Annotated in this window: 11 protein-coding genes and 3 tRNA genes; 5 read left to right on the forward strand and 9 right to left on the reverse strand. The window is 41.7% G+C overall.

Annotated features, from left to right (window positions below; translation table 11 throughout):
* Positions 1 to 3: 3 nt before the first annotated feature.
* Both guaD and ABWV72_RS16110 read left to right on the forward strand, forming a co-directional pair.
* The gene (gene guaD / locus ABWV72_RS16105) at positions 4 to 1,332 is read left to right on the forward strand and encodes a guanine deaminase (protein WP_216046664.1); all 1,329 of its coding nucleotides are present in this window, start codon (positions 4 to 6) and stop codon (positions 1,330 to 1,332) included.
* Positions 1,333 to 2,532, forward strand: coding sequence for a urate hydroxylase PuuD (locus ABWV72_RS16110; RefSeq protein WP_303499982.1), 1,200 nt, complete (start codon positions 1,333 to 1,335; stop codon positions 2,530 to 2,532).
* Here the strand turns inward: ABWV72_RS16110 and hutG are convergent.
* A complete protein-coding gene (gene hutG / locus ABWV72_RS16115; protein WP_342804396.1) occupies positions 2,529 to 3,494 on the reverse strand; it encodes a formimidoylglutamase in 966 nt (321 codons plus the stop codon). The two genes, ABWV72_RS16110 and hutG, sit on opposite strands and share 4 nt — an antisense overlap.
* A complete protein-coding gene (gene hutI, locus ABWV72_RS16120) occupies positions 3,487 to 4,698 on the reverse strand; it encodes an imidazolonepropionase (protein ID WP_342804397.1) in 1,212 nt (403 codons plus the stop codon). The genes hutG and hutI overlap by 8 nt, the downstream gene beginning before the upstream one ends.
* A 98-nt stretch (positions 4,699 to 4,796) precedes the next feature.
* On the opposite strand from hutI, the gene hutC reads away from it, so the two are divergent.
* From hutC to hutH, 3 genes are read left to right on the forward strand one after another with little or no spacing between them, the layout of a single operon-like run.
* Positions 4,797 to 5,504, forward strand: a complete 708-nt coding sequence (hutC, locus tag ABWV72_RS16125) for a histidine utilization transcriptional repressor HutC (protein WP_353371718.1) — start codon at positions 4,797 to 4,799, stop codon at positions 5,502 to 5,504.
* 31 nt (positions 5,505 to 5,535) lie between these two features.
* Complete coding sequence (hutU, locus tag ABWV72_RS16130; RefSeq protein ID WP_353371720.1) at positions 5,536 to 7,215, forward strand: urocanate hydratase; 1,680 nt, start codon at positions 5,536 to 5,538, stop codon at positions 7,213 to 7,215.
* Positions 7,208 to 8,728, forward strand: coding sequence for a histidine ammonia-lyase (gene hutH / locus ABWV72_RS16135; protein WP_353371722.1), 1,521 nt, complete (start codon positions 7,208 to 7,210; stop codon positions 8,726 to 8,728). Before hutU ends, hutH begins: the two co-directional genes overlap by 8 nt.
* Before the next feature lie 340 nt (positions 8,729 to 9,068).
* Here hutH and ABWV72_RS16140 read toward each other — a convergent pair whose 3' ends face one another.
* The 7 genes from ABWV72_RS16140 to pgsA all read right to left on the reverse strand — a co-directional run bounded on the left by ABWV72_RS16140 (position 9,069) and on the right by pgsA (position 15,602).
* Positions 9,069 to 9,449 (reverse strand): VOC family protein, encoded by a 381-nt coding sequence (locus ABWV72_RS16140; RefSeq protein WP_353371724.1) that lies wholly within the window; start codon positions 9,447 to 9,449, stop codon positions 9,069 to 9,071.
* Between the two features lie 129 nt (positions 9,450 to 9,578).
* Positions 9,579 to 12,827 (reverse strand): glycoside hydrolase family 15 protein, encoded by a 3,249-nt coding sequence (locus ABWV72_RS16145; RefSeq protein WP_342804402.1) that lies wholly within the window; start codon positions 12,825 to 12,827, stop codon positions 9,579 to 9,581.
* A 566-nt stretch (positions 12,828 to 13,393) separates the two neighbouring features.
* A complete protein-coding gene (locus ABWV72_RS16150; RefSeq protein WP_216046674.1) occupies positions 13,394 to 14,290 on the reverse strand; it encodes a YihY/virulence factor BrkB family protein in 897 nt (298 codons plus the stop codon).
* A gap of 262 nt (positions 14,291 to 14,552) precedes the next feature.
* Positions 14,553 to 14,639, reverse strand: a tRNA-Leu gene (locus ABWV72_RS16155).
* 65 nt (positions 14,640 to 14,704) lie between these two features.
* Positions 14,705 to 14,778, reverse strand: a tRNA-Cys gene (locus tag ABWV72_RS16160).
* A gap of 4 nt (positions 14,779 to 14,782) precedes the next feature.
* Positions 14,783 to 14,858, reverse strand: a tRNA-Gly gene (locus ABWV72_RS16165).
* A 162-nt stretch (positions 14,859 to 15,020) separates the two neighbouring features.
* A complete protein-coding gene (gene pgsA / locus ABWV72_RS16170) occupies positions 15,021 to 15,602 on the reverse strand; it encodes a CDP-diacylglycerol--glycerol-3-phosphate 3-phosphatidyltransferase (protein WP_216046675.1) in 582 nt (193 codons plus the stop codon).
* Between the last annotated feature and the right edge of the window lie 20 nt (positions 15,603 to 15,622).

Here is a 15,622-nt window from a genome sequence, read left to right on the forward strand (position 1 = left end):
TATATGAAATCAGATTTACAAATATTTCGCAGTAGTATTTTGCACTTCCCTTTGACAACAAGCTCTCCAGATGAGGGTTACGCGTTCTATAAGGACGGCTATTTGGTTACGCGTAACGGTAAAATCGAAGCAATTGGCCACTATTCAGCGTTGCCCGACGAGTATGTGTCTTTAGCGGTTGAAGACTACCGAGGTAAGTTGTTAGTTCCAGGCTTCATTGATAGCCATTTACATTTCCCACAGACCGAGATGATAGCTAGCTATGGTGAACAGTTACTGCAATGGTTACAAAACTTTACTTTCCCGACAGAAACTAAGTTTCAGAACCATGACTATGCCCATGCCATGGCTGAGTTATTTTTAAGCCAGTTATTTTGTAACGGAACCACTACTGCAATGGTGTATTCCAGCGTGCATAAGCAAGCTACGGATGCACTTTTTAGCGCCGCGACTGCACATCAAATGGCGCTGATTGCTGGTAAAGTCTGCATGGACCGAAACTGTCCTGAAGATTTACAAGACTGTCCAACGTCAGCGCAAAAAGACAGCGCTGAACTGATTGAAAAATGGCATAACAAAAATCGCACTAAATACGCATTAACACCAAGATTCGCACCAACAAGCACTGAAGCGCAGTTAGCGTCTTTAGGCGAATTAGCGCAACAATACCAAGATGTATATATTCAAACTCACCTATCTGAGAATATGCATGAAATTGCGTGGGTAAAAGAACTTTATCCACAACATCAACACTATTTAGATGTATATGATCATCATCACCTAGTCAGAAAAGGCAGTGTGTTTGGTCATTGTATTCATTTACAGCAAGCTGAATGGGATTTATTGGCGCAAACACAAGCAACTATTGCCTTTTGCCCCTCTTCTAATTTGTTCTTAGGCAGCGGCTTATTTAACCTAGACAAAGCAAGGCAATCATCTGTAAATGTCGCGTTGGCGACCGATGTTGGTGCCGGCACTTCGTTTAATATGCTAAGGACCATGGGGGATGCTTATAAAGTTTGCCAACTTAATCATTGTAAGCTGTCTGCATTAAGTGGCCTTTATATGATGACCCAAGGTACCGCAGCGTCATTAGATCTGGAACATAGTATTGGTAATTTAAATCCAGGTAGTCATGCAGATTTTGTCGTACTGGATCCTAAATTTAGTCAGCTTAGTGAAATAAGAACAGATTCTTTAATAACAGAAGGGACTGTCAACTTACCCTCTGATGTGTTATTTGCATTGAGCATGTTGGCAGATGAAAGAACCACTGAAGCCACTTACATCGCCGGAAAAGCGGTGTTTAAACAACCCACGAGGAGCAATTAAATGGTTTGGATGGACTGGGTATCGTTGTTTATTCGTTGGTTTCACGTTATCGCGGGTGTGGCTTGGATTGGCGCATCATTTTACTTTATTTGGTTAGATAACAACTTACAGCAACCACCGGAATGGAAAAAGAACAAAGGCATTAAAGGCGATTTGTGGGCGGTTCATGGAGGTGGCTTTTACGAAGTCGCTAAATATCAATACGGCCCTGAAAAAATCCCAGAAACCTTACATTGGTTTAAATGGGAAGCCTATACCACTTGGATAAGTGGATTTAGTTTACTTATTTTAGTTTATTACTTTGGAGCGTCTGCTTTTTTAATCGATCCTAATATTATGGAGTTAACCCAAAGCCAAGCTGTATTAATGGGTTTAGGGTTAATATTTGGCGGCATGTTGATATATGAAGTAGCCTGCCGCAGTCCGTTAGCAAAAAGCCCATTGTTATTCGCGATCTTTCTATTAATACTGTTAACTGTTGCGGCTTGGTTGGCAACCCAATGGTTTAGCGGGCGTGGCGCTTACATACATATCGGAGCGCTGATTGGAACTATCATGGTGGCAAACGTCTTCTTGCAAATCATGCCGTCACAAAGAGCCATGGTTGATGCCGTAAAGAACAAACAAGAGGTCGACCCAAGCTGGGGAGAGAAAGCTAAGTTACGCTCAGTACACAACAACTACCTCACCCTACCTATCTTGTTCATCATGATTAGCAATCATTATCCCATGACTTATTTACACGAGCAGAACTGGCTAGTGTTGATAGCACTATGTGTGGTTTCGGCATGGATAAGACACTTTTTCAATTTAAAACATCTCGGTGTATTTAAACCTTCAATCTTAATTAGTGGTGCTGTGGCTATGCTGGCAATTGCAATTTGGGTTTCTGCTCCGAATATATTAACCACATCAGAGCCACAAACTAAGCAAGGCACGGAATTAGTCTCTCAAAGCCAAGTGAAACAAGTGTTAGATAGCCACTGCGTTTCTTGTCATTCAAAAACACCAACAGACCCCATGTTTCCGTCGCCTCCACTGGGCTTAGTTATGGATGATTGGAAAGATGTGGAAAACAAATTAAGCGTCATTTATCAACGGGTATTCGTGACTCGTGATATGCCCTTTTTAAATAAAACTCAAATGACAAATGAAGAGCGAAAACTAGTAGCAGATTGGTACCTGCAAAATTTAAATTAAACGCTATTGTCGATACTCTCTGCTTTTGCATGAACTGATTCAAACAAAATACGAGCCGCTAACTTAGCGGTTCGAGAATCAATATCGAATACTGGATTCAGTTCTGCAATATCCATTAACCTCCATTTAAAATTCATTTGTACTTGCTGGGTGCTCAACCATCGAATGATGGATATAACAAAAGGCAGCGAAATACCGAAAGAGCTTGGCGCGCTAACACCAGGAGCAAGGGACGCAGAAAAAGCGTCTAAACAAACAGTAACATAAAGTTCGTCAACCTCTTGCAGCATAGGTGTAAGCAACGATTTCGCCGCATCTAACTGACAATCTTCATCTAATAAATAGCCTACCTTTAGTGTTTGCGCGCATTGAAACAATGCTTGCGTATTAGCCGGTTTAGCAACGCCCAAACAGGTATAATGAAATGCGTCAGTGTATTGTTTACAAGCTTGCGCTATTTGGTAAAAAGCGGTACCAGAACTTGCATTAGGCGACGGTATGCGCAAGTCAAAATGCGCGTCGAAATTGATAATGCCTATTTTAGGTTTTGTTTTAGCCTGCACATTTTTGCGTAAGCCAGAGTAACTGGCCAAGGCAATTTCGTGTCCGCCGCCCAAACCAATTACAAACGCTGATGAATTTAACGCAGCATTAATTTGTTGAGAATAATTGTGTTGCGCTTCTTCCAGGTTATGCTGGGAGTCCACGTTTCCCAGATCTTTAATTGATTTGTCTAAATGCCAAGCCAAACTACACAGACTAGCGCGAATCGCGTTAGGACCGGCTTTCGCCCCTACTCGGCCTTTATTGACTGCCACACCAAGATCACAACTAAATCCCAATAAAGCGATATCCGTTTGCGACGTGGTTTGTTCCATGACTTGATGCCAGCGACGGCTGTTAATTCCGCCTTCATTGTCGACTCGTCCAGTCCAATGAAAATGAGAATTTTGACTAAACAAGCTTGCCTCCAAACCATTTACTAACGGGTTTGTATTGATTTACTGTATAAACGAGTTGCGCTGGATGGGAAATATCCCATAAACACAAATCGGCTCGGCACCCAGCTTTTATTTCTCCCCGGTCTTTTAAGCCTAACGCTTTGGCAGCGTTTACGGTAATGCCTCGCAATGCTTCTTCAGGGGTTAGTGCGAATAACACACAAGCCATGTTGGCACAGGTGAGAATTGATGCGATAGGAGAACTTCCGGGGTTTAAATCGGTGGCTATAGCCATTGGTACTTGTTGCTTTCGTAATGCTTCAATGGGCGGCTTCTGTGTTTCATTTAGAAAGTAAAACGCGCCAGGAAGCAAAACTGCAACAGTATCGGATAGCTTTAAATTAAATACATCAGATGCAGGCAGATATTCAATGTGATCAACGGATAAAGCATGATAATCACATGCTAACTTCGCACCTTTTAAATCACTAAGTTGTTCTACATGAGCTTTAATCGTTAGCCCAAACTGTTGAGCAGCTTTAAATACTCGCTCACATTGAGCTGGACTAAAACCGATACTTTCACAAAACACATCCACACTGTCAGCTAACTTTAATTCGCTTATTTTAGGCATGACCTCCTCACAAACGAAATCAATATAAGCATCCGCGTCCTGAGCGAATTCGGCTGGCAACGCATGGGCACCCAAGTAAGTTGCAAGAATCTTAACGGGTAATTCGTCACTTAATTTTTTCGCAACTTGTAGCATTTTTATTTCAGTGTCTAAGTCCAAACCGTAACCTGATTTGACTTCCAACGTTGTGACACCTTCATTGACTAACGCAGTAGCCCTTAATATTGCAGACGCTAATAACTCATCTGCTGTCGCTTTACGGGTAGCGCTTACGGTACTTTTTATGCCACCACCTTTAGCAGCAATACTTTGATAACTTTCACCGTTGAGTCGCCTTTCAAATTCATTGGCACGGTCACCGCCATACACTAGATGAGTATGACAATCGATAAAGCCGGGTAATATCCACTTTCCACCGCCATCAAATTTGCTTTTCGCATTTCCAGAAAAATTAGACAATTCACCAACATAAACGATGCGCTCGCCGTCTATTGCGATGCAGCCATTTTTTATTTCGCCATAGGGGGCAGAGCCAGTCAACATAGTAGCTATTTGAACGTTGTAAATAAGGTAATCGCAGGGATTTGACATAAGATCTCTATAGTACCGTTGCACGAGTAATCAGTGTACTTGCGGTAACTTGTATATACAAGTAAGATGCATTTTATTTACAATTAAATAACAAGTTAATGGCCTCACATTTTGTCAAAATAAAATCCCATCTATTGGTACAAATAGCCAATGGCACAATGCAGCATGGGGATAAGGTTCCTTCTGAAAATAAACTAGCTGAGCAATTTAGTGTTAGCCGGATGACGGCACGAAGAGCGCTGACAGATTTAGTTAACGAAGGGATCTTATTACGTTCGCAAGGTTTAGGAACCTTTGTGAATGATCAGCGACCTATGAGTTCAATGTTAGAAATTAATAGTATTGATGACGAAGTTTTAAAACGGGGTCATAGTTATTCGAATCAGGTGATATGCCAACAAAAAATATTCGCCAATACACATCAAGCAAATTTGTTAGGGATGGCTGTCGGGTCTATTGTTTACAATACTAAAATAATTCACCTAGAAAACGATACGCCTATTCAATTAGAAGACCGTTTAGTAAATCCTCATTATGCACAAGATTACATCGAGCAGGATTTTAACAATACAACGGCTAATCGCTATCTTAATCAGGTTGCCCCACTAACCGAAGCAGACCATGTAATAGAAGCTTTATTACCTACACCAGACATTGCAGCGGCACTATCTGTTGCTATAGAACAACCTTGTTTATTGATTTCACGTCGTACCTTTTCAGCTAAAGGCATAGTGAGTTTTGCCAGCCTTTACCATCCAGGCAATCGATATCGATTGGGTGGCCACCTAGACTTTCAGGCTCTTTAACAAGAGTCCTCTAATTGAGAGACATTCAAGCATGAACAAACGTTACTCCAAACGCATAGTAAAAGCGCCAACAGGCAGCAATATAACCGCTAAAAGTTGGTTAACTGAAGCACCAATGCGGATGTTAATGAACAACTTAGATCCTGAGGTCGCAGAACATCCTCATGAGTTAGTAGTATATGGCGGCATTGGTCGCGCAGCACGAAACTGGCCGTGTTTTGATAAAATCGTAGAAGTGCTAAAACGGCTTAACGATGACGAAACTCTATTGGTGCAAAGTGGTAAACCTGTAGGCGTGTTTCCGACCCATAAAAATGCCCCTAGAGTACTCATCGCCAACTCAAATTTAGTACCTCACTGGGCGACTTGGGAACATTTCAATGAGTTAGATAAACAAGGTCTAATGATGTACGGGCAAATGACTGCTGGTTCTTGGATTTACATAGGTTCACAAGGCATAGTTCAAGGAACCTATGAAACATTTGTAAGTATCGCCAAGGCACACTTTAATGGACAAGCAGCAGGCAAATGGATTTTAACCGGTGGTTTAGGAGGAATGGGTGGAGCTCAACCTTTAGCGGCGACTATGGCAGGCTTTTCAATGTTAGCGGTAGACGTTGATGAAAGCCGCATAGATTTCCGCTTAAAAACCGGATACCTAGACAAAAAAGCCAAAAATTTGAATCATGGCTTAGCATTACTTCAGCAAGCGAAACAAAATGGTGAAGCCATCTCAATAGGATTATTGGGAAATGCCGCTGACGTATTTAGTGAAATTGCTGAATCAGACAATATTCCCGATGTAGTCACCGATCAAACCAGTGCCCATGATCCTCTAAACGGTTACCTTCCACAGGGCTGGACACTTGATCAAGCTGCTAAAATACGTAAAAAAGATGAAAATAGAGTTGTTCTAGCTGCTAAAAAGTCAATGGCGGTACAAGTCAACGCAATGTTACGCTTACAAGCTAAGGGAGCAGCAACGCTAGATTATGGTAACAATATTCGTCAAATGGCATTGGAAACGGGAGTTGATAATGCATTTGATTTCCCAGGTTTTGTGCCCGCTTATATTCGACCACTATTTTGCCAAGGTATAGGTCCATTTCGGTGGGTCGCACTCTCTGGTGATCCTGAGGATATTTATAAAACTGACACCAAAGTAAAAGAACTGATCAGTGATGATCCTCACCTACATAATTGGTTAGATATGGCCAAACAGCGAATTCAATTTCAAGGTCTGCCCGCTAGAATTTGTTGGGTAGGTTTAGGACAACGACAAAAACTTGGTCTAGCTTTTAATCAAATGGTTCGCTCAGGTGCACTTTCCGCTCCCATTGTAATTGGCCGAGATCATTTGGACTCTGGTTCTGTCGCATCCCCTAACCGTGAAACAGAAAGTATGTTAGACGGTTCAGACGCAGTATCAGATTGGCCCCTATTGAATGCAATGTTAAACACGGCTAGTGGCGCGACTTGGGTAAGTTTGCATCATGGCGGCGGCGTTGGTATGGGATTTAGCCAGCATTCTGGGGTAGTCATAGTCTGTGACGGAACATCCGAGGCAGATGAGCGCATAGCAAGAGTATTGCATAATGATCCAGCCACAGGAGTCATGCGCCATGCTGATGCCGGTTATGATATTGCAATTCAATGTGCAAAACAAAAAGGCTTAGATTTGCCTATGATAGAAGAGGCTAACCATGGCTAAAATCATCTTAAAACCAGGTCAGGTTAGTCTTGAACAATTAGCTAAGATTCATCGCAAGCATGTTCCATTGGAGTTACATGAGTCTGCCATTGAAGGCATTAATGCCGCTGAAGAAACAGTGTTAAATACCATCGAAAAAGGCAAAACAGTTTACGGTATTAATACTGGATTCGGCTTACTTGCAAACACCAAAATTCCGCAACATGAATTAGAGGCATTACAACGCAGTATTGTCTTATCCCACGCTGCTGGTACAGGTAACTTCATGCCTGATAATACCGTTCGGTTAATGATGTTTCTAAAAATTAACTCATTAGCAAGGGGATTTTCAGGTATTCGATTAAGTGTCATTAATGCCCTTATCACTCTATTTAATGCGCAAGTTTATCCAGCCATTCCAGAAAAAGGATCAGTTGGAGCGTCTGGCGATTTAGCACCATTAGCACATATGAGTGCAGTGCTGCTTGGTGAAGGTGAAGCCTTTTTTCAAGGTCAAAAATACCCAGCTAAAAAGGCATTAAAAATCGCCAAGTTATCGAAGATTGCATTGGCACCAAAAGAAGGGCTTGCGCTGTTAAACGGAACACAAGCGTCAACCGCTTTTGCCCTGCAAGGTTTGTTTTATGCCGAAAACGCATTAAACAGTGCCATTGCAATCGGCAGTTTAAGCGTGGAAGCCGCGTTGGGCTCGAGAGTGCCTTTTGACGAACGTATTCATGTTGTCCGTGGACATCAAGCGCAAACGGATATCGCAGCGGCTTATAGACAACTATTGGCATCTTCCACTATAGGCAATTCCCACCAAGGCTGTAACAAAGTACAAGACCCCTACTCTTTGCGCTGTCAGCCTCAAGTAATGGGTGCCTGTTTAGCGCAAATACGATTTGCCGCGCAAACCCTGCTTGTTGAAGCGAATGGCGTATCAGACAACCCACTGGTGTTTGCAGATAGCGGAGATATTTTATCTGGCGGCAATTTTCATGCTGAAACGGTTGCTATGACCGCTGATATGTTAGCCATTGCATTGTGTGAAATAGGATCTTTGGCAGAACGCAGAATGGCATTACTGATCGACAATAATCTTAGCGGTTTACCCCCATTTTTAGTTGAAAATGGCGGGGTCAATTCCGGCTTTATGATCGCCCAAGTCACCTGTGCAGCGCTAGCTAGCGAAAATAAAACCTATGCTCATCCGGCGTCTATAGATTCACTGCCAACCTCTGCAAATCAAGAAGATCATGTATCCATGGCTACTTTTGCTGCCCGTCGATTGAGAGATATCTATGATAATGTGGCGGGAATATTAGCCATTGAGTGGCTTGCAGCAAGCCAAGGCGTGGACTTTAGAGCGCCTTTGACATCCAGTACTCAACTCGAAAAAGTTAAGCGTTTACTCCGTTCAAAAGTACCTTTTTACGATAAAGATAGATATTTTTCACCTGATATTGAGAATGCCAAAACCCTAATAACAAGCCATAAACTCTCTGATCTCACTCAGTTAAAATTAATCTAACACGGTCAGCATGATTTAACTGAGTCATTATTTATAAATGCCAAACCAAGGATCAAAAGGAGCAAGTGAGAACTTGGTCTTTTTGATTTTGTCTATTGAATTAGTGACGACGTCCAAATCTCGTCATGCTTAACCCGCTTAATAATAAAATGGTACCCAATGCTTTATCTACATCTGTACTAGGATGATTATTCATCCCGCCATCGTTATCAGTATAAATTCCAGCTAATTTAAATCGTTAAATAGAAGTGGGATAAGAGAAGATAGAAAAACGAATGATTAGTAGAGAGGGTTGTCTATGTCTGCCATAAGCAACAGACATAGATACATATGCGAGCAATTAACCCATACGTTTTAAGGCACAGAGTTTATTTCCTGCAGGATCACGTAAATAGGCTAAATACATGTCACCAGAAGGTGCTTGACGGATCCCAGGAGGATCTTCACAATCCGTTCCACCATTAGCTAAGCCAGCTGCGTGCCACGCATTTCCTTGCTCTGGACTCTCTACTGTAAATCCTATAGTGGTACCATTACCATGACTTGCAGGCTCACCATTAATTGGTTTAGTAATTGCGAAAATACCAGTATCAGTTATATAAAAACAGCGACCTTTAGGGTCAATGACACCAGGTTTGCAACCTAACTCAGCGAAAGTAGCATCATAAAACGCTTTCGACTCTTCTATGCTATTTGCACCTAACATAATGTGACTAAACATAACTTTACTCCGTTAAATCATTTTCTGAACGAATAGATTACCGTGAAAAACACCAATAATCTATTCGTAATCTCAGCTTTAATTTGCGCTATACGTTTTTATTTAAACTTAGTCATTGTTAAACGTATTTTATTCGTCTGCTTCAGAATTGACCTTCTTTTTGTCATCCTGTTGTGGTTCAAACTGTTCATTCGCACTAGAGCGAACCGTTAATAACATACTCAGAGCAGACACAATAAATGCTGTGGTTTTTTGTGGTGATAGAGTGTAAAAATAATCCCATGCCTGACTCTTATAATCGGTATAACTATCTACTCTATCGGGATATTTGTCGATATAAGCTAGTTTGACAGCGTGACCGATAGTAGCATCAACAATAATCGGCTCATCGATTTTCAAACTTGAATTTTGTTCAAAAAAGCTTGCCATTGCATTTAATGATTCAATGGTTAATTGGCGATATTCTGCGGCATGAATATTATTCAACAGGTGTTCTGTTATCAGCGCAAAGGCTGTTTCTCCAGGAGTCATATCACTCAATACAATACCGCTATCAATGCGATTCCTGCGGTCCATCTTATTACCAATCACTAGCCCTGGCGTATGGTGTAAAATTTGCCAAATCTGTTGATTGAAAGATGCAGAACGACGGTCAATAATCCCCTGATGTTGTCGCCACACTAACCAGCCATCTTTGGGCGTAGAAAGTTGTTCAAGCCCTAAGTTTTGCTGCCAGTTTAGTTTTTCGGAAATACCTTTAGCATGCAATTTTTCCATTTTTTGCGGTAAATCAGAGAGCGATTGATAATCTTCTAATACCGCTTCCAAGCGTTCCTGAATGACTGACGGTGCCATGGCCATCAAACTTTCGTACGCTTCATCGGTAGCTAACTTCTGTGAACGCGCAATTTGGCTGGTAAGCAATATAATTAGGTGACTGACACGGATCGTCATTAATTCTCTGAATAATTCGGGACGTGCTTTAATTAACAATCCAAGGCATAACAACACTTCTTGGGTTAAAATTTGGTCGCGCACATCATCACGGCAATAATGATGAATTTTTGCTAATAACTCGTCATCAGTTAAAGGCCTAGATATAAGCGATTCGTCGGTATAAGAACGCCCAACTTGAATGTTTTTCTGGGCAACCAGGATTGCGCTTACCACTAAGCCAAGATCACCATCTACTTTTTCTAATAAGCCTGCTGCATGGCGCAATACAGACCAAAGCCGTAAGCGCCCTGCTTCACTATAAACCTCTTCAAGCGCGTCTGTTAATCGATAACAGGTATCACTGTAGGTAATGGTTGAATCCAACCCTTGAAGTTTTACCAATACCGATAAAATTTCGACTTGTTCAAATAAATTATCTGAGGCGGCCAATCTATCTGCTAGCAATTGCGTATCAGTGATAAAGGAGATTTCAACTTCTTCACTTTGTGTTAAAGGTGCATTGGAGCCGCTAGAGATTAATGTAGTTCTAAATGGCGTAACACTAATGGATATTTCATTTGGTAACGCATAGCCATTCAAATCATCAAAACGCTCAATTGCCGCTGTAGGAGTGAGTTGCGCCATTTTGCCCATTTTCACAGGAATACCGTCTACGTAACCGGAATCAATCTTTTTTATCAGTTCGAAAAAGGAAGTTCTGTCAGCATCTAACATTTGACGAGTTAACATAACGGTCACGGTAGGTCTGCCTGTTTCCGTCCAATTTCGATGCAAATAACTCAACTCACTTTTGAAGCGTCGAACCATAAAATCGATGTCATAGCTTAAAAAGAACGCTTGTTGAATAAAAGATGGGGTTAAGCAAACAAAACGTGATTTGCCTAATACATACACTCGGCTTGTGGTTAAACTTTTGGGGATCCTAAAAGAGCGCCCAGTTAATCCTAACGACTGATTCGCACCGACTTGCGAATACATAGTTGCAATGTCTTCTGGTCGACAAACCTTAACCGGTGAAATATCGCTGATCGTTTCCGTCATTAGTCCACTGCCTGCCAATTCAGATTGCAGTGCTTCGTCTTCAGCCAAAAATACTAGTTGAACAACTGGTTGTTTGACAGGTTTAACATGTCGACGTCCGATCGGATCTAAGTCACCCGGACGCAACAGTCCATCTTCCAACATCGCGCCTAATAAGAATAAACTCTGAGCCCAAACAAGAGGCACGTTCTCGTTTGGCAAACGATCTTGCGAATGTGGAGTTTCTCGCTCTTTATCAATGGATTCTAAAGGTACATAATACAATTCGGGAAGCAGTAGATGACCTTCTTGCTCAACCATCACCGAGTCTAAACGATTTCGATAATGCTCCACTTGCTCTCTGTCATCTCTAAAAATGGCGTCTAAATACAAATAGGCATAAAACAAAGGCCACTCTGACTCAATGTTTTCAAATTGTTTTAGCTCTTGTTCTTCATAGTGAAGACGACCTTCATCTTCTAATACGGTTTGGTGGCCGTCACGTAGGAAACGTTTTAACCCATATCTACCTTCAAGTTTACCAATGATATCGTTCCGTACCTTATCCGAAAGCGTTTGATTTGGAACCGCAAACGCCGGAAAGCCGACAACACTCAACAAAGCTGCATCTATTTCTTTGGTAATGGACTCCCTTGGTAACATAGCACTTAGCGTAATATTGGCTTGAGCGATATTATCCGGTACAACGTGAATAACAGAATTTTGTGAGCCCTTAGCGCCAAATAAATTAAATCCTGATAATGCTTCCAACGCGGCTTTGGCCATGCCTAACGAACTTGCGTTGAGCTCAACATGTCCGCTGTTAGATTTAGCCCCACGCTCCCAAATACCAAAATCTGGTGTGCGATAAGCCCGTTCAATGTAGAACACCAAGTTCTGAATGAAATCAACTTCTTCATCGCTCCAAATTAACTCTAATCCAGATGCGATCATTTGCGTTAGTGTCAGCAAAAATACAGAGGTCGCATCAATTTGCAAATGTCCCCATTCATGGTCTGCCACTACATTGTCGCCGGTCGCGGTATCATATTTTGCATGCAGGGAATCATCTGGACTACGGCTTTTTTTGAAGGCTTCGACTTTAGCTGACTGACTCATCATTGACCGTAACAAACCACGCATTAATTTTACCGTGCGCTGTTGAAGCTCAAATCCACGCCCTCCATCATCATCCAATTGGCGATATGCTAACGCTAGTCCCCAAACCGCTAAAATACTGTAAACATTATCCCTTACCCACGCATCTTGATAATTACCATGATTTGTTATCGCAGTACTAGCCGGCAATAACCCCGATATAGGGTGCTGTTTGTCAATTATGACCGCCTTAATTTGCTGATAATATTTATCTAGGCTAATTCTTAAGTTAATGTCTTGCATAGTCGTTCCTATCACTGTGGAAAAGAGATGCTGAAAATGTGCATCTTGAAAAAGTTAATCACATTATGCTTTTAGTACGATCGATAAATTACCACCGTGATTTCAAAAATGAGTTACGTCTTTAACTACTTGTTTTACTACTTAGGGCCATATCTGTACTTAGCTTAATATAAAGTTAGCGAGCAAGGTTCACGCCAATCATAGCTGCACAAGTTATTTAGCATCCAAGATTCAATTCAATTAAGCGCAAAACTTCAGATAACCTAATTTGCCTACGCTTAAGTTAGTCATTTGCATGCTTAATTCAAACTAAATCGATTAAGTAAAGCATATAATAAGGCTCAGATAAACAGCTATCAATAGTTTAATGCACACATTGTGTGCATTAAACTTATACAACTCATTACATCTTAAGATCTAAAAAGATGGTTTTATCCGTCTTGGGAACCGCTGTGAAAACACCATTTGAAGGTTTCATTGTACATATGATTTTTAGGCGTTCTGTTTGTACCGCCTAATCCGACTGTCTGTGCCCTCTTATCCTGCGCTTACACGAAACAGAAAACCTACGACATTATTCGTTTATCGATTCGTACTGCAGTATTACGCGGCACTATAGATTTGCCTCTAGCCTCCAAATGAACACGGGTAAATGCAGCCCCGAATAGCAAGATTAGCGACGAATAATAAACCCAAAGTAAAATTATCACCACTGAACCAGCCGCACCATAGGCAGACGCGGTTGCGGTATAAGCCAGATAAGCTGCAATCCCATAACGGCCTAATGAAAACAATATCGCGGTGACCAGAGCACCCGCCATAACATCTTTCCAACTGAGTTTGACATCTGGCAGTACTTTAAAAATAGTCGCAAACAACAGTGCGATCATCGCCAATGAAACGATAAACTCAGCGCTTCCGAGTAACATTTCAACGAATGGTAGAAACTCAGCGGTGTAATTAAGCACGGCTCGCAAAGCTACACCAAGTAGCAAAGACACAAGCAATACAAAACCGATTGATAGCACCACCATTAATGAAAATAATCGTTTTTTGGCTAGCAAAAACAAACCGTTGCGATCAGGACTCGCGGTTACCCCCCATATTGAATTTAGAGAATACTGCATTTGACCAAATACCGTGGTTGCACCTAACATCAATGCTCCAACCCCAAGTAAAGTTGGTAATATTCCTGAAGCTTCTATTCGAGATTGGCTTACCGCACGTTCAACTACAGCAGCGGCCTCTTTGCCCATGATGTCAGCAAACTGAGCGACTATTTGCCCTTGAGCGGCGTCTTCCCCTAAAACTAGGCCAATCACAGTGACTGCAATAATGACAATAGGCGCTAACGAAAACAGTGTGTAAAAAGCTAGAGCCCCAGCATAACTGAAGGCGTTTTCATCCAACCACAGCTTACCTGTATCCCGTAAAATATTTTTCCAATAGTGCACAAAGTGCATCGTAATCCTACTCCATAAATGAGGTCGAACAGATAACAGGTTATTCAGTTATCGTTACGTCTGAAATAAAAGAAAGCAGAGTAAAACACATCCCTGATCTAATCAATTAACAATCGCGGGGCTAAAGCCACCACCGACAAAACCAACTGATATGGCTAACTGTTGAACTGGAAATTTTAATACACACAGCGACTGTTAAAGTCCGCGCAAATTGAAGTATGAAATAAATGAAGAAGTATTGCTGAATTCTCTAAAAAGAGAATGGTGCCCGGGGCCGGACTTGAACCGGCACGATCTTACGATCGAGGGATTTTAAATCCCTTGTGTCTACCAATTTCACCACCCGGGCATCGGATGAACTCACATAACCTGTGAGAGGGTTTTCCAAGCCTCATACTAAATGAGGAGGCGTTATGGAGGCGGAACCCGGAGTCGAACCGAGATCCACGGATTTGCAATCCGCTGCATAGCCATTCTGCCATTCCGCCAATTTGGAGCGGGAAACGAGACTCGAACTCGCGACCCCGACCTTGGCAAGGTCGTGCTCTACCAACTGAGCTATTCCCGCATTTAACTGCTTTTAAATCTTTTCAGTTAATTACATTTGGCTCTCGCTAAATGATGGCGTGCATTTTACATTCAAAGAGATAACTGTCAACAACAAAAATGATGATTTTGTACTGTTTGCACGAAAAATGACTTAAACGCATCAATTTCGAGCAAACCGTGTTTATTTTATACTAGATTGCTCATTACTGGTTAAGCTTTTCCAAGCTGCGACTGTATAAGAAACCATCGACCAAGCCGACAACACCGCAGAAATATATAATAATACGTAACCCAGTTTCACCCAATAGATGGGGAATCCCATGAAATAATCCATTTCAGACAATAAACCGATCAACGCAAGCATTTGCGCCATGGTTTTTGCTTTACCAATAAATGAAACCGCAACGATGTCACTTTTACCATGTTGCCCCATCCATTCGCGCAGCGCTGAAATATACACTTCCCTCGACATTAACAAAATCGCAGGAATAGTGATCCACACAGTATTATAACTATGGGTAATCATTAACAATGCGGCAGCTACAATCAGTTTATCTGCCACTGGGTCTAAAAATGCCCCAAATGCAGAAGACTGCTTTAATTTCCGTGCTAAGTAACCATCAAACCAATCAGTTAACGCTGCAAACCAGAATATAAATGCTCCAGCTTGTCTGGCCCACTCCCAATCGAGATAGTACACCACCACAAATACAGGGATGAGTACGACTCTTAACATGGTAATAATATTTGGAATTGTCCACATACTTCTATCTAACCTTTGCT

The sequence above is a fragment of the Aliiglaciecola sp. NS0011-25 genome, from assembly GCF_040370605.1.
In the GTDB taxonomy this organism is placed as follows: Bacteria; Pseudomonadota; Gammaproteobacteria; order Enterobacterales; family Alteromonadaceae; genus Aliiglaciecola; species Aliiglaciecola lipolytica_A.

Bases quoted from the DNA above. Each gene is read 5' to 3' on its own strand.
- hutU (WP_353371720.1), top strand. From the start codon at position 5,536: ATGAACAAACGTTACTCCAAACGCATAGTAAAAGCGCCAACAGGCAGC.
- ABWV72_RS16150 (WP_216046674.1), bottom strand. From the start codon at position 14,290: ATGCACTTTGTGCACTATTGGAAAAATATTTTACGGGATACAGGTAAG.
- hutC (WP_353371718.1), top strand. From the start codon at position 4,797: ATGGCCTCACATTTTGTCAAAATAAAATCCCATCTATTGGTACAAATA.
- ABWV72_RS16140 (WP_353371724.1), bottom strand. From the start codon at position 9,449: ATGTTTAGTCACATTATGTTAGGTGCAAATAGCATAGAAGAGTCGAAA.
- hutI (WP_342804397.1), bottom strand. From the start codon at position 4,698: ATGTCAAATCCCTGCGATTACCTTATTTACAACGTTCAAATAGCTACT.
- ABWV72_RS16145 (WP_342804402.1), bottom strand. From the start codon at position 12,827: ATGCAAGACATTAACTTAAGAATTAGCCTAGATAAATATTATCAGCAA.
- hutH (WP_353371722.1), top strand. From the start codon at position 7,208: ATGGCTAAAATCATCTTAAAACCAGGTCAGGTTAGTCTTGAACAATTA.
- ABWV72_RS16110 (WP_303499982.1), top strand. From the start codon at position 1,333: ATGGTTTGGATGGACTGGGTATCGTTGTTTATTCGTTGGTTTCACGTT.
- guaD (WP_216046664.1), top strand. From the start codon at position 4: ATGAAATCAGATTTACAAATATTTCGCAGTAGTATTTTGCACTTCCCT.
- pgsA (WP_216046675.1), bottom strand. From the start codon at position 15,602: ATGTGGACAATTCCAAATATTATTACCATGTTAAGAGTCGTACTCATC.